The sequence below is a fragment of the Streptomyces sp. NPDC002669 genome (assembly GCF_042889165.1).
GTDB lineage: Bacteria > Actinomycetota > Actinomycetes > Streptomycetales > Streptomycetaceae > Streptomyces.
Window position 1 is genome coordinate 67802 of the sequence record NZ_JBIAQQ010000022.1, and the last position, 14207, is coordinate 82008.

11 protein-coding genes and 1 pseudogene are annotated in these 14207 nt (G+C 69.7%); 2 read left to right on the top strand and 10 right to left on the bottom strand.

The genetic code is table 11. The annotated features are described in order from the left end of the window. Positions 1-102: 102 nt before the first annotated feature. The 5 genes and pseudogenes from ACFYW1_RS27980 to ACFYW1_RS28000 all read right to left on the bottom strand — a co-directional run. Positions 103-240, bottom strand: a pseudogene (locus ACFYW1_RS27980) (transposase); the annotation flags it as partial. A gap of 19 nt (positions 241-259) precedes the next feature. Beyond that, a complete protein-coding gene (locus tag ACFYW1_RS27985; RefSeq protein ID WP_388998907.1) occupies positions 260-1651 on the bottom strand; it encodes an N-acetylmuramoyl-L-alanine amidase in 1392 nt (463 codons plus the stop codon). Positions 1652-2079: 428 nt separating this feature from the next. Next, positions 2080-3147, bottom strand: a complete 1068-nt coding sequence (locus tag ACFYW1_RS27990; protein WP_388998910.1) for a transcriptional regulator — start codon at positions 3145-3147, stop codon at positions 2080-2082. Next, positions 3057-3596, bottom strand: coding sequence for a winged helix-turn-helix domain-containing protein (locus ACFYW1_RS27995; protein WP_388998913.1), 540 nt, complete (start codon positions 3594-3596; stop codon positions 3057-3059). The genes ACFYW1_RS27990 and ACFYW1_RS27995 overlap by 91 nt, the downstream gene beginning before the upstream one ends. A gap of 58 nt (positions 3597-3654) precedes the next feature. Then, positions 3655-3783, bottom strand: coding sequence for a hypothetical protein (locus ACFYW1_RS28000; protein ID WP_388998916.1), 129 nt, complete (start codon positions 3781-3783; stop codon positions 3655-3657). A 401-nt stretch (positions 3784-4184) separates the two neighbouring features. Between ACFYW1_RS28000 and ACFYW1_RS28005 the strand changes: the two genes are divergently transcribed. Next, the gene (locus tag ACFYW1_RS28005; protein ID WP_388998919.1) at positions 4185-5330 is read left to right on the top strand and encodes a serine hydrolase domain-containing protein; all 1146 of its coding nucleotides are present in this window, start codon (positions 4185-4187) and stop codon (positions 5328-5330) included. A gap of 598 nt (positions 5331-5928) precedes the next feature. Then, positions 5929-6540, top strand: a complete 612-nt coding sequence (locus ACFYW1_RS28010; RefSeq protein WP_388998922.1) for a C39 family peptidase — start codon at positions 5929-5931, stop codon at positions 6538-6540. Between the two features lie 1097 nt (positions 6541-7637). Here the strand turns inward: ACFYW1_RS28010 and fxlM are convergent. The 5 genes from fxlM to ACFYW1_RS28035 all read right to left on the bottom strand — a co-directional run bounded on the left by fxlM (position 7638) and on the right by ACFYW1_RS28035 (position 14170). Then, positions 7638-10025, bottom strand: a complete 2388-nt coding sequence (gene fxlM / locus ACFYW1_RS28015; protein WP_388998925.1) for a methyltransferase, FxLD system — start codon at positions 10023-10025, stop codon at positions 7638-7640. Positions 10026-10112: 87 nt separating this feature from the next. Continuing rightward, on the bottom strand, positions 10113-10751 hold the full coding sequence (locus ACFYW1_RS28020) for a M15 family metallopeptidase (RefSeq protein ID WP_388999157.1): 639 nt from the start codon (positions 10749-10751) through the stop codon (positions 10113-10115). An 11-nt stretch (positions 10752-10762) separates the two neighbouring features. Continuing rightward, on the bottom strand, positions 10763-11320 hold the full coding sequence (locus ACFYW1_RS28025; RefSeq protein ID WP_388998928.1) for an NUDIX domain-containing protein: 558 nt from the start codon (positions 11318-11320) through the stop codon (positions 10763-10765). A 301-nt stretch (positions 11321-11621) separates the two neighbouring features. Beyond that, positions 11622-12689: a hypothetical protein gene (locus ACFYW1_RS28030; RefSeq protein ID WP_388998931.1), complete on the bottom strand. Its 1068-nt coding sequence runs from the start codon at positions 12687-12689 to the stop codon at positions 11622-11624. Next, on the bottom strand, positions 12686-14170 hold the full coding sequence (locus tag ACFYW1_RS28035; RefSeq protein WP_388998934.1) for an NUDIX domain-containing protein: 1485 nt from the start codon (positions 14168-14170) through the stop codon (positions 12686-12688). Before ACFYW1_RS28035 ends, ACFYW1_RS28030 begins: the two co-directional genes overlap by 4 nt. Positions 14171-14207 lie beyond the last annotated feature (37 nt).

The window sequence follows — 14207 nt, forward strand, 5'->3', positions numbered from 1 at the left end:
ACCTGCTGGCCTCGCACGCGCTCAACCCGTCGACCTCGCCGGTCGCGTCGGCGTGCTGCCGGCCGTGAGCCAGGAGCGGGTCCCACGGCCAGTCCGCCGACCGCCGACCGCCGACCGGCGGCGGATCCATTCGTAGGCCGTGATCCACGGCCCGTATCGCTCCGGCAGGTCCCGCCGGGCGGCACCGGTGGACAGCTTCCACAGGATCCCGTTGAGGACCTGCCGGCGGTCGGCGGGTGGACACCGCCGACGCTGCCCCTCAGCAGTCCGGGATGACGGTCCCGTTGTTGTCCCTTGCCTGGTCGTTGCCCCAGCGGGAGAGGTAGTACGCCGAGACGTACTGGTCGGCCGGGCCCACGTCGAGGTCGGTGCGCAGCCACCAGTGGTTGTAGCCACCGGAAGAGCCGCGGATTTCCCGGCCCCATACCTTGCAGAAGACGTAGTTGGTGCCCGCGTTCAGTGTGCCGGTGGCAGTCGTGCTGGTCGGTGACGCGTATCCGGAGGCGTTGGCGAAGGTGTCGACCCAGTACCGGTTGCCCGGCTGGGGCGGGTTGCCGCCGGAGCCGCCCACCAGCTGCATGTAGTAGTCCCAGTTCCAGTGCGGACCCGGGTCCGTGTGGTCGTTGCCGGGGACCTCGACGTGGCCCACGATGTGCGCACGGTCCTTTGGAATCCCGTAGCGGTTGGCCAGGTGCTTGGTGAGTGCCGCTGATGACCGGTACATCGAGTCGGTGAACCAGCTCGGGTTGTCCACGAAGCCCTCGTGCTCGATCCCCAGGGACGAGGAGTTGGCGCTGCGTGCGTGCCACGCGGTATCGGAGTCCCGCACCATCTGCGTGACCTCGCCGTCCGCGGAACGTACGACGTAGTGCGCACTGCTCTGCGCCGCGGGGTTCTGGAACCAGCTGATCGTGCCGGCGTACGAACCCTGCGTGACGTGGACGACGATCTGGCGGATCGCAGCGGAGCGCCCCCCGTTGAAGTTGCTGGAGGAGGCGGGTATCCATCGGGCGGGCGGGTAGTCGGTGCTCGTCGTGCCGAAGCCGCTGTTCTTGTACGCGCCCTTGTCCGGGGCGACGCTGCGCCCGGTGACGGTGACCTTCTCGCCGCCGACCGCGGCATCGACGCCCTGGGCCAGGAATGCGTAGACGGCGTCCGCGTAGAGGGCGGCGGTGGGGCCCTTCGCGCCGCTGTAGCGGGCGACGGCTGGGTACCAGGCATTGATGTCGTGCCGCTCGGCGCGGTCGAGGCCCAGCTCGTCGGCGTGCGCACGCAGGACGGCCGCGCCCCCTTCGATGTTCGCCGCCGTGTCATGGCGCAGTTCGGCGGGAGAGTGGCCGGTGAGTTCGGCAGCCCGGTTCAGAGAGCGGTTGACGGGGTTGCTGACCAGATGCATGACGCCGTAGCCGCGTGCCTGGCTCGGTCGGCCCCCGTGGCCGTCGAGATGGGTCTCGCTGTAGCCGACAGCGGCCAGCAGGTCCCGGGGGACGCCGTGTTTTTTCGCCGCCCGCTCGAAGGCAGCGCTCATCGAAGCTTTTTCCTGCTGTGGCGCGGCGGCTGCCTGGATCCCGGTGGCAGACATAGCGGCCGTGACGGTGAGAGCCAGCAACGAGAAACGGAATCCGGCAGTCGTCTGACGACGTCTGGACATGAGCACTCCTGGTTGGTGGAGGGCAAGAGAGTGGCTCAAGCTCATGCCAATGTCAGGCCCATGACAGCAATGACGGTGGTCGGCTGCGAGGCCGGCAGCCGGTCTTATGCGCGGCGTCCGCTCCCCCGGCGGGGCCGGTTCAGCGGGTTGTCCTCGCGCAGCTGCGGTGGGCGGAGCACCGCGGGGGCGGGACGCTGGTTCACGGGGCCAGCTTGTCGACCACCGGGCTCATGACGAAGGACCGGCGAGATTTCGCCGTTGCATGCTGGGGACAAGTCTCGCGCGCATGGGGGCTCCTGTGGGGGGCGGGGCCGTACGGGAACATCGGCGCGGGGACGGTGTGGGGGCCGTCCGGCCGGGTGCGGTGCGGTGACAGGAGTCAGAGTGGAGGTCCGGGCGAGGCGGGCACAAGCGGTGTAAGTCCAGGCTTACGGGTGTGGTTCTCCGTCCGGTCCGAGCCCGGTGCGGCGGTCCTCCGCGGCCAGCAGTGCACGCCCCTCGGCGGTCGCGACGTGAAAGGCGCGGCCGGCCGTGCGGACGGTGGTGGTCGGGCCCGTCGCGCGCAGGACGTTCATGTGCTGGCTGACGGCCGGGTGGGTCACCTGGAGCATCCGGGCCGCCTCCACGGTGGAGCAGCCGGTGCGGGTGGCCCGCAGCAGGTCCGCACGGGTCTGCCCGAGCAGGCGGCCGAGGGGACCCCGGCCCGTCGCCGGTTCCGCCGCCCCGGTGGGCCCGGCCCAGTCGGCCGTGTGGTGGATGGGATGGACCAGGACGGGCGGCAGGCCGCCGTCCGCCAGGGTGGTCGGGGTGGGCCGGCAGAAGAACGACGGCTGGAGCACCAGCCCCCGCCCGTCCGGCCGCAGGTGCTGGTCGACCGGATAGGTGACCTCCAGTACGGGCGGCCGCCAGCGGACGTCGGGCCCGAGCCCGGCCAGCAGTGCCTCGGTGCCGCCGTCCATCAGGTGCCGTGTCCGCAGTGCCCGGTCCGCCTCCAGGTCGGCGCGGACGTGCCGCCAGTGCGGTACGAGTGCTTCCGCCTGGTAGGCGTGGAGCGCATCGCCGAGCCGGGCGAGCGCGTCCGTGTCGCCCTCGACCAGGGGGGCGGCCCAGCCGGGCAGCCGCGTCGACCCGGCCAGCCGGGTCAGTTCCGCGTGCAGTCTCGGCCGCGGTGTTCCGAGCAGGGTGTCGACGGCGGCCCGGAGTGTGGTGCGGTTGCCGGAGGTGGGGGTGAGGAAGTCGGGGGAGTAGCCGTGGGGCGGCAGCAGTGGGGAGAGCAGGCGGCGGCTCTTCTCGCCGGGTTTGTAGCAGTACAGTGCGGCGATGGAGGTCCGGCGGCGGGACCTGCCGCGGACACGGATGACGGGGGTGCGCCCGCGTCGGCCCCAGGTGCGGGCCCGGGGCGGAGTCATCGAGAAGCCGGCCTCGTCCTCGAAGACGATCCAGGCACCGCGCGCCGCCGCGATCCTTTTACCCGGGGCCAGACCTCCTTCTTCCACAGCTCCACCGCGTGCTCGTCCCGCTCGAGCGCTCTGCGGGCGGGTGCCTGCCAGGACCAGCCGTGCCGTTTCAGCAGCCGCCAGACCGTCGCCACCGACAACGTCAGGCGCAGCCGGCGCCGGATCACCGTCTGCACGCGGGCCAGAGTCCACCGCTCATCATCGGAGCCGTGCGTGGCCGGTCCCTTGCCGAGTTCCTCCTCGAGCACGGCGAACTGGCCGTCGGTGACGGTCGGAAAGTTGGCCGGTCCCGCGGAGCGCAGGGCTTCCATGCCGCCTTCGCGCCAGGCACGACGCCAGCGTTCCACCGACCGGACACTCACCCGCAGATCCTTCGCGATCACCGTGGTCTTCTCACCCGCCGAGAACCGCACCCCGCCCTGAAGCCGGATCCCCTCACGAAACGCCCGACGTTCAGCGGTCAGGCCCCCACCTCCCGGATACCTCATCTCACCGGCATACCGCGAGGATCATGAACCGTCACTACCCGACGACGACCCGAAAACCTCAGTAACCGGCCATGCCCGCGCGGTCGTAGCCGAAGTCCAACAGCATGTCGCCGGCCTGCCGAAGAACAACGGCCGAGGCGCCCTCGCCGAAGTCGTCCTCCGCGAAGCCGCCGGGCGCCTGTCCCAACCGATGCAGGGCACGGCTCACTGCGCCCAGAACTGCGCCTGGCTCGTACGGGCCCTGTACGAACGACTGGACCGCCTCACTGAACCTCTTCCGGTCACCGTGGGTCCCGATTCGTTCCAGCGGAGCCGGTGCTGCTGCGTGGGGAACGGGACTCATCCCCGCGGTGCGCGGGAGGGCGCACCGCAAGGGAGGAACGGGATCATCACCACCTCGCTGTAAGCCTGAGCTAACGGGACTTGCATTTGCCATGAGCACGTAAGAACCATGTGTGGCGTCAGGCGGAGGGCCCGTACACCCCCGCCACGTGTACGACCGTGTCCTGGAAGCCAGTCAAGATGCGCCTGTCACACAGCGGCATCCCCCACTGAATCCCCCCACACCGTGAGAGGCACGAGGACGCCATGAGAAAGAAAAGGTTCCTGACGCGGACTGCCACCGCGACCCTGGCGAGCGCCCTGCTGGTGTCGCTTGGTTCGACGGCGGCCGCGCAGTCCGACCCTGCGGTGATGCAGAAGGAACTGGACCGCTACCGGTCGGCATCCGGTTCGGTCGGGGCGTCGGCCACCGTCCGCGACGGCGACACCGTTCAGGGCTACGGAAGCGGCAGCACCCAGGTGTTCCCGCAGGCCAGTCCGAACGAAAACACACGCTTCCGAGCGGGCAGCCAAACCAAGATGTTCGTCGCTGCGATCATCCTGCAACTGGTCGACGAGAAGAAGGTCGACCTTGACGAGTCGGTGGAGAAATATCTCCCCGGCGTCGTACGCGGCAAAGGAATCGACGCAAGCAAGATCACTGTCCGGCACCTGCTCCAGCACCGCTCCGGCATCAAGGACAACCTCGGCTTCGTCAACGGCGACCTGCTGCAGACTGCTGTTCTGGTGCTGAACCCCGTGTGGCAGATCAAGCCCCCCACTGAGCAGCAGATGGTCAACGAGGGCACCAAGGCAGGCAAGCAGGCCGAACCGGGTGCCAAGGGCCAGTACTCCAACACCAACTACGTCCTGCTGGGCATGCTGATCTCGAAGACCACCGGAAACGACCTCACCACAGAGTTCAAGACGCGCATCATTGACCCGCTGGGCCTGAAGTCGACGTTCTTCCCGCGCCCCGGGGAGAAGCAGTTGCCCGCACCCTCTGCCCGCGGCTACCTGTCCTCCTACGGTCTGCCCTTTGCCGACTTCACCAACTTCGAACCGGCGGTGTGGGGCGCGGCGGGCGGAGTGGTCTCCACGGGCCGCGACCTCACCTCGTTCGTCAACGCACTCCTTGAAGGCAGGGTCCTGTCCAAGGACCGTCTGACCGACATGAAGACAACTCTCCCGGTCGACAAGGTCGGCGACTACGGCCTTGGCCTGGTCAAGTTCAAGACCGACTGCAAGGAGGTGTGGGGCCACAGCGGGCAGATCGCCGGCTACACCACCATCACCGTCGGCGACGGCGAGCGTTCACTGTTCAGCGGGGTCAACAACACCCCCCTGCTCGCGGACGGCAACGGCCAGAACGTTGCCCTGCGCAACATGGTGAACGACGCCATCTGTCACTGAGCACCCCCGTCCCGGCTCATGGCGAGTGAAGGCCCACGCCGCAGGACACGGCGCTTCCGACTTTCCAGGCCGGACACGGTCGGTGAGCAGGTCCCGGCCGACCGCCGCGGTCGTGTGGGAGCCCGGGGCAGTTGGGGTTCCGGCGAGAAGGAAGCGGTGGCCGCGACGGGAAGAGGGCTGCGGCCCGGCGTGTCGAGAAGCGGTTCGAGACATCGTGAACAGCTTCGACTCCTCAGCAGCTAAACAAGCAACGGTGCCTGCGAGAGCACGGCAAGGTGAACCAGAATTCCTGTACCTGTGGCGCTTTAATCAGCTCGCAATGGCCGGGGGTGCCCCGGCCGCGAAGGGGGGCAAAATCCTGCCGAGCAGGCCGATATTCCGGATTACTTGGAGCCTTGGTGAGCCGAGTTGGCGGAGCGGCGCAAGCGTTCTGACACATCTATGAGTTCACTCATCGACTTGCTTCTTGCCAGGGATCGAGACCGCTTTCCTTGCTGATCTGTAGACCCTTCTCGGCAGCAATGCCATACCGTCTGTTCGGTGCTCCTGGATTCAACGCGAGTTCGAAAACTCCACTGTCTAACGAAAGGCACAGAAGATGTCGGTTCGGATACTCAGACACGGATCGCTCCGCATCCTTGCGGTGCTGCTCGCCGTCCTCGGCGGCCTGCTGATCACCGCCACACCTTCGCAGGCGGCGCCCTCGAAGGTACTCAACTACCAGTTCCAATGGCAGGAGAACTACTACTACTGCGGCCCCGCAGCGACCCGGATCGCGCTGACGGGACGCGGCCAGTACTACTCGCAGAACTACATCGCTGGTCAACTGGGCACCACCACGAACGGCACCAACTCGGCCGCAGACACCACCCGAGTCCTCAACAGCCTAGGTCGCACCGGCTTCTACGAGACCAAGTGGATACCGGGCAACATGGCGACACCGGCCGAGATCAGCCGACTTCGCTGGGACCTGGTGTACGACATCGACCGCAACTACCCCATCGTGGCCAACGTGGTGGGCACCGCGGTCGACACCGACGGTGACGCCCACTCATACCCGGGCGGCCACTACCTGGCCGTAGTGGGCTACAGCAACGACGGAGCCAGTGCCAAACTGGCCGACCCGGCGGATGCGAACGGATACGGCTGGTACTGGATGGAAACCACCCGCCTCGCCCACTGGATCGCTGCGCGCGGCTATTCGGCCTGAGGTCTCCGACGCGGGTTCCCGCTGCACACCACCGCAGCCGGCGGGAACCCGCGTCGGGCACGGCAGACCCGTATCACTCGACCGGTGTCGCGCTGTCCACGGACCACCCCTCCCAGCACGACCAACCAGAAGATCATCCCAACCGGTCAGGAGTGCGGGCAGCCCGGTGGGGCGGTCGGGGCGAGGCGGACATGGTCTCCTCGTTCGGCTGCATGTACGGGAGTTGAACGGCGGTCGGTCAGAAGGTGGGACGGGTGTCTTGGTGAGGTGTTCGGCCCAGCGTGCGATGAGCGGGGCGAGTGTGGGGTGGACGCCCCTGCTGCAGGCCTGCAGGAGCTGGCCGAGCGCGACGAGTTCTCCGGCCCGGCCGGTAGCCGTCTGAAGGACATGTGCGAACTCGTGGCGGATCCGTGCCGCGGTCACGGGGGCGGTCAGGGAGTAGGCATGCAGGAGGCCCAGGTCGTAACCGACGGGCAGACGGCCCCAGTTCTCCCAGTCGAACAGCACCAGCGGGGTCTTTGTGAGATTCGCCCAGTGCAGATCGCCGTGGCCGGTGGTGTAGTCGTGAATCCGGATCGGCTCGATGTCGAGAAACCGGCGGAAGTTGTTGTCGACCCACCGCTGCCGTACCGACTCGCGTTCTGTCGGCACCGTCGCGAGCGTCTCCAGCGCGGTGCGCAGGTCCGCCCACCAGGCATCGGTAAGGGTGATGTCCCGGGCGAGCACGGGGGTGCCGACGGCGAGCGGGGGCACGGAGACGTACTCGGTGAGTTCGGCGCGGTAGGCGTGCTCGCCGGTGGTCCAGTCGAGCAGGTCCCGCAGCCGGGGCCGGGGCACTGAACGGGGCACGAGGGCGTCTGCGAGGACTGTTCCTTCCCACGGCCGCCCGCCCTGCTTCTCGACGGGTGCGGCCACGACCCGCAGCCAGCATGTCCCGGTCCGGCGGCTGAGGGTGCGGCCCTGCCGGCCCCCTACCTCCGGACCCGAGGCGGTCACGTGGAGGCTTCGTGCCGCGGCGGTGTGAGCGTGCCGCATCCGCGCCTGGTCGTCATGCGCCGCCGGGGCGGCGAAGACCGCCCTCGGTGCCGGTTCGACGGTCACATGCTCCCCCCGGTGGCGACGGCGTGCGCTTCGGCCCGGTTAGTGGAGGAGGGCAGAAGGGCGTCACGGCCGGGCCACCGCACCACGATGCGACAGTGGGGCTTGTCCACCACGTCGCCGGAGGGAAGACGGTGGTCGGGGGTTTTGGCGGGGTGCACGGTCACGGCCGGATCGGCGTTCCTGCGATCGTCGCCGCGCACGTCACGGTCCCAGGCCCGGACCGTGTCCGCCAGCTTCTCGCCGACGGCGGGGCCCTGGTCACCGAAGGCGTGGACGTACCACTCCCACTCCTGCTCCTCACCGGCCTCGCCGGGCCGGATCTGCACGTACGTGAGGTACGCGAGCGAGGCGTCGCCCAGGACGGCCGGTGCGTTTGAGCCGGGCGTGATCAGAACGGCCGAGGTCTCCTGGCCGGCGGGGATCGCCAGGCGGCAGAAGCCGGGCACCGTCGTGGCGAGATACAGCTGCAGCGAATCGAAAGAGGAACCCGGCCCCGTCGTGACGCCGGTGGCGATCTCGTACCGGCGCCCGCGCAGCGCCTCCTCCAGCCACTCCTCCAGCCCCTCCATGCCCGGGGCGGGGCCGTCCTCGAAGCGGATCCGTAGCCGGCCATCCAGAAGGCTCACGGTCGGGGTGCTGCGGGCGTGCATGCCCTGGGCGGGGACGAATCCGCAGTGCGTGAAACGCCGGGCGAGCAGCACATCTCCCTGCTTCTGGAAGGTGATCGCGCGGGTGTAGCCGCCGAGTTCGAGCGGCAGAACGAGCCGGCCGCCCTCGGCGAGCTGCTCCTTCCAGACCGGTGCGATGTCCCAGCAGCTGTAGGTGACCATGATCGCGTCGAACCCGCCGCGCGGGACCAGATGGGCCGGTGCACCGTGGGCGGCGTCGCCGTGGACGACGCTGACGCGTCCGCTGCCGGCCTCCGCGGTGAAGCGGCGGGCGCGGCGCACGACGTACTCGTCGATGTCGCTCGTGACGACTTGTCCGCCCGGCCCGACGACATGGGCGAGCAGCTCGGCGTTGTAGCCACCGGACCCTGCCTCGTACACGGCCGCGCCCGGTTCCAGCTGAAGGCTCTCGATCATGCCGGCCTGAAGCCGGACCGCGGACACGGAGCTGAGAGCGGACCCGGAGGGCTCCCTGACTGTCACCACGGCGAGGCTGTCGTCATAGGCCTGCTCCAGCGGGGCTTCGGGGAGAAACCGGTGGCGGGGGACCTCCCGCAGTGCCGCCTCGACCCGCGGGCACTGCGCCCAGCCCTTGGCCACCACGGCATCAGCCATCCGGGCACGCAGCAGCGCGGCCTCGGCCGGCTCGCCGGGGACGGGCGGGACAGTGGTGGCGCACGGGTAGGAATGGACGGGCGGCAGCCCGGGCAGCGTCCCCGGCCACACCTCGTTCAGCGCTTGCGCGGAGGGCATGAAAATTTTCCCCAGGGTGGCAAGGGTGTGCAGCGGGTGCCACTCCCAGCGCGAGAATTTCTCCGGTTCCGGCAGTCCCGGCTCGCCTTCCCAGCAGGTGACACGGACGAGTGGGGAGATGCGGCGGATGTCCAGCCGGTCGTCGTGAAGGACCGCGATGATGTGGGCGTTCTTCTCGGACGCGGTCAGACCGGTTTCCTCCTCCAACTCCCTTACGGCAGCTGTCTGTGCGGATTCTCCGGCCTCGATGCGGCCGCCCGGCAGCTCCCACATGCCCCGGGTGGAGCGGCCCAGAAGGACGTGCCCGGCAGCGTTGGTGACCACGGCCGCGGCGCCCATGACCGCTTGCGGGGCCGGCCGGCCCTTCTCCACCGCGGTGAACGACCCGCCCGGCCCCCGCAGCACCAGCACGGCCAGGCCCTGAGCATCGAACCTCGAGGCCTCCTCGAAACCGTCCGTGATCTGGCTGAGCTCGTCCTCGTCCAGTGCGATGTGCCGACGCTCCTGCGGGGTGTGTTCCACGACCGGCGTGATGATGACGAGCGCACCGCCCTCGCGCAACTGCGCGCCCAGAGCGCGCAGGACGCGTGACCGGGACTGGATGAACGCGGCACTCAGCCGCATGGTGACCAGGTCGTATCCGCCCTCGGCACCCTCGGGCGGGCTGGGCAGCACGTCATGCTCGATGTCCAGGCACAGCCACCGCACCCCCTGCGCCCCGGGGTGTTCCGCACGGGCCCGGACCAGGGCGCCTTCGGTGCAGTCGACCGCGTCGACGTGATATCCCATGCGGGCCAGCACAACGGCGAGTTCACCGGTTCCGGACCCGACATCAAGGGCCCGCCCGCCCTCGGGCGCCGGGACGTGCTCGGCCAGTAACGCCTGCTCGGCATCGCTCAGAGGACGAAACCCCAGCCCCGCGTCGTAATGCTCCTGCCAGGTCTGCTTTCGGACATGCCTCAACGCTCGTGCTCCTGTTCGTCTTACGGTTCTGGACGCCTGATCGGTCCGTGCGGGCCCCGGCGCCCGCGGGTGCCGGGGCGGGAGGAATCAGGGCCAGCTCTTCGGCCCGTACAGGGCAGCCGGGTGTCCCTTCAGCAGGGCCCAGTACCGGTCCCCGAAACTGAAATGCCACCATTCCGTCCCGTAGTTCACTAATCCGGCTGCTGTCATGGCGGTGGTGAGCACCGCCCTGTTCGACCTGGCCGTCGCGGAGATGTTCGGGGCGTTTGTGTAGCAGGCGCCCTGACTGTCCTCGGGATTGGCGTTCATCGCCGTCCCCATGTCCAGCTCCCGGCCCGAGGCGTCGACGAGGGTCAGATCCACAGCGGCGCCGGCGCTGTGCGGGGCGATCTCCGGGGGCGACACGTAGCGGCTGGCCGCTGTCCGTACCTCCTGCGGCGTCCAGCCGGGATGCAGTGCACGAAGATTCCGGGCGTACCGCTCGAAGTACTTCCGCTGCAGGTCCAGGGGCCGGTAGCCCTCGACGACCAGCAGACGAAGCCCCTCGGGCAGATGACGCTCAGCCTCCACCAACTGGTCGCGGACGCGTTGACGCAGGTGCGCGAAGGCCCCGTCGGGATCGCTCCTGCGCCCGTCGACCAGCAGGGCCGTCGAGCCCGAGCGGACATCGACGAGCGGCTCGCCGCAGTCCGCGACCGCAACCGCGGCCACCTGCGGGTCGGCCATCAGAATGATGCTCAACTGTTCCCCCATTCCCAGGAATCGATATACGCGGCCACGCCGGTCCGGCGCGCCTTCTCCACGGTGGCAAGGCGGGCGAAGTCGCCGGGCGGCATCAGCTCTTTCCACCCGGCCAGCGGCAGGACACGGACCTCGTCGTGCTCCTCCGGATCGAGTGTGATGCCGCGGATCTGCGCGGCAGTGAGCCGGCCGCCGTCGAACATCGTGCCCAGCGTGCTGCAGGGCCATCCCCCGCCGGGCGGGCTGAACACCGTGGCCAGGAGCCGGGGCGGCCCAAACGGCGTGATCCCGGTTTCCTCCTCACACTCCCGCACAGCCGTCCGCCAGAGGTCCTCGCCGGCGTCCGTCGTACCTCCCACCAGCTGCCACGGGTACCCGGGAGAGTAGACGGAACGGACCTGGAGCGGCCGGTCGCTCTCGTCCGTGAAGTACAGGCACGCCCACAGAGTTGCCTTGGGGACGGTTTCGGCGTACTGCTCCAGCGTCGTCGAGAACCCGGCAGCCGTATCGGCCGGCCGCATGCTCGGACGGGTTCGCCCGGTGGTGTCTGTCATCCGCATGGGCTCTTTCCAGTCGGCGAGTTGCAGGGTCGGCGCTCGCTACGGCGGCCCGGTACGCCGACCCGGCGGAAGAGATCGCGCTCCGGCCCGCGGGAGAGGACAGCGGCCGCCGCCCGCAGCTTCTCGTCAAAGGCCACCGGCCACGGCGGGCCCCCGCCCTGAGGTAGGGACGGCGTCCGGCAAGCCCGGTTGTGGGCGAGGAGCCTCACCGGCCGCTGACCGCATGGGTGCTGAGTTGTTCGAACCGGGGGCGGGAGCAGACAGCCCGCTACGCGGCGTACGGCGGGTGGCCGGTTCACGAGGCCGGCTCGGCTGTCAGGATGGGGCGCAGGTGAGCGAGGGCCTTGTCGGCGATGTCCGCGGCGGGCCAGGAGCGTACGACGGCATGCCGGGCGGCTTCGGGGACGGCTTCGGCGACCCAGTACCCGCCGGGGACGTCCCGGTTGACGTGGAGCAGTTGGTGGGCACGCAACTGCTGGAGCAGGGTGCGGTGTTCCGGGTTCTGGAACCCCTGGCCGGAGCGTAACGCCGCGCGGTACGCGGCGCGCTCCGGGCGGTCGGCGACCAGCCGGGCGAGCCAGTCGTCGCGGACCTGGTGGACCTGCCCGCTGGTCGTGAGGGCCACGACGGGGCTGTCGGCCGGCACAAGGGTGTCGATGTGGTCATCGCGGTGGCGGACGATGGAGACGGTCGCGGCTGGTGAGGCTCCCGGGACGAGGCCGTGGTCGTGGACCATGGCGGCGAGGGCGGACTCGAGCAGGCGCCGCAGATCAGTATCGGGCTCGTCGGTGAGATGCCGGTCCCGGTCAAGGGTGACCACTCCCCGGTCACCGCAGATCTCGCACGCGACCGCGACGGTCACCCCCGCGCCGGTGCCGACGTCCAGAGCCCGCTGACCGGGGCGCAGTTCAAGCTCCTCCAGCAGGGAGGTGGTCAGGCCCATCACCGTCGACATCGACGTGATCGACGCTCCCGAGCGCGTCCCGCCCGCCCGGCCCACCAACGGCTCCCCGTCGTGCTGGACGAGCACACTGCCCCCGTCATGGAGCAGCCCGAGCAGCTCGGGGCGGTCCTGAGGCGCCGACCAGTCCAGCAGATCCCACCGCGGCGGCTCCTCGCCCGGCGCGCTGCGCCGTACGTACGCCTGCGGCATCAGCACCTCGCGCGGCAGCGCCAGCAGCGCGTCGCGCACCGGTCCGGGCCGTCCGGGCCGCAGCCCGTGCCTCGCCTCCAGCTCGGCGACCAACGCCGTTCGCGCGGCAGCCGGGTCCACCGCGACCGAGAGCGGGTGGGTACCGGCCGACCGTGCTGCCGGCCGGGGTGTCCGGCCGGGGGTTGCCGGGCTCGTGTCCGGGGTCGTCATCGCCGGTCCCACCCCATGTGCGAGTACAGGCGCCCGGCGAGCACGCCCTCGATCGCCTGGCGGGTGTAGGGCACGACGGCGTCCGGGAGGTCTTTCGGGTTCCAGAACCGCCACTCGACGCACCGGTCGGGTTCCCGGACGGTCGGGGTACCGGACCAGGTGCGGGCCCGGAGGATCAGGCCGATCCGGGGGCGGGCGGACGGCGAGTCCACGTGGTGGACGAGGTGCACGAGCTCGACGCCGTCCGGCTCGATGACCAGCCCGGCCTCCTCCTGGGCTTCCCTGACCAGGGCGCTGACCGCCTCCTCACGTTCGCAGTGCCCGGCCAGGAAGTGCCACGTGTTGCCCGCGTACGCCGAGTCGGGGTGCCGCAGGCCGAGAAGGATCCGGCCGTGAGTGTCCTCCAGGTAGAGGTGGACACCGACGATGTGCAGCTCGGTTCCAGCCGGAGCTTCGCCAGGCAGCGGACGGGCATCGTCCGGCAGTCCCTCCGCCACAGGGTGCTCAGCTGCATGACGCCGGATCAGCTCCCCGAGCCCGGGACTCAGACGCAGCCGGTCGAGCATGTCCACGGTGCACCACTTCAGCAGGACACCTTCACGGAGTTCCACCGCCTCGGGGTCACCACTCCAGCGGCCGGCATAGACCTGGATGGGCACCGCGAGGCCGTCGACGCTCGTTGCTTCCTCCACGGCATACGGCGCCGGCTCGGAGGGTTCCAGCCCCGGTACCTCTTCAGCGAGCTCGCGCCGCAGCGTCGCCTCAAGGCAGGGATCATCCACCGTGCGGCCGCCACCGAGAAGGGCGAACACCCAGGGCTCCCAGATGCCCTCCCGGTCATCCCGAAGATGAAGCAGGTACCGGCCATGCACGTCGTGGATCAGGACACTGGCGTTGACAGGCTCCGGCTGCCCGTCGAGTCCCCGGGCTCGGGCGTCCAGGAGCTTGCTGCGCAAGGTCGGGGAGCGGACGTCGGTAAACTCGAGCCACTGGGCGCCGGTGACCTCCTGGTCCTGCAAGGCGAGCCGGGGGTGCTGCTCGGGCACGAGGTAGAAGACGAAGCGGAAATCGAAATGCTGGTGGGCACCTTCGCCTTTGGCCGGGTTGGCGTCGATGTCGTGGACGTCGATGTCGATCGGGGCGCCGAGGACCTGCGGGGTGAGGCACAGGTCGCCCGGCCGCAGGCCGGTCTCCTCACACACTTCCCGCAGCGCAGCGGCCAGCAGAGTCCGGTCCCCCTCGATGTGTCCTCCTGGGGTGAGGAGCAGTCCTGTGCCCCGGTGAGCGATGTGCAGCACGCGCTGTTCACGGTCGATGACGGCCGCGCTGCACGTGATGTGGCCGGGGAGCGTCGCACGGTCGGCCGGGTCGTCGGCGCCGTCCAGGAGGGACATGAGCCCGGCGAGGGAGTCCCGCTCGTGCGGATGCCGGGCCAGGTACGCCTCGGCGACTGTGCGGATGCGGGAGCGGGAGAGCGGCATGTCATCACCTCGGGACGGCGGAAGAGGGGTGGGGGCG

What these genes read in the sequence shown, in the direction of transcription:
- ACFYW1_RS28005 (WP_388998919.1), top strand. Translation starts at nt 4,185, where the DNA reads ATGAGAAAGAAAAGGTTCCTGACGCGGACTGCCACCGCGACCCTGGCG.
- ACFYW1_RS28035 (WP_388998934.1), bottom strand. Translation starts at nt 14,170, where the DNA reads ATGCCGCTCTCCCGCTCCCGCATCCGCACAGTCGCCGAGGCGTACCTG.
- ACFYW1_RS28025 (WP_388998928.1), bottom strand. Translation starts at nt 11,320, where the DNA reads ATGACAGACACCACCGGGCGAACCCGTCCGAGCATGCGGCCGGCCGAT.
- ACFYW1_RS28010 (WP_388998922.1), top strand. Translation starts at nt 5,929, where the DNA reads ATGTCGGTTCGGATACTCAGACACGGATCGCTCCGCATCCTTGCGGTG.
- ACFYW1_RS28030 (WP_388998931.1), bottom strand. Translation starts at nt 12,689, where the DNA reads ATGACGACCCCGGACACGAGCCCGGCAACCCCCGGCCGGACACCCCGG.
- ACFYW1_RS28020 (WP_388999157.1), bottom strand. Translation starts at nt 10,751, where the DNA reads ATGGCCGACCCGCAGGTGGCCGCGGTTGCGGTCGCGGACTGCGGCGAG.
- ACFYW1_RS27985 (WP_388998907.1), bottom strand. Translation starts at nt 1,651, where the DNA reads ATGTCCAGACGTCGTCAGACGACTGCCGGATTCCGTTTCTCGTTGCTG.
- ACFYW1_RS27995 (WP_388998913.1), bottom strand. Translation starts at nt 3,596, where the DNA reads ATGAGGTATCCGGGAGGTGGGGGCCTGACCGCTGAACGTCGGGCGTTT.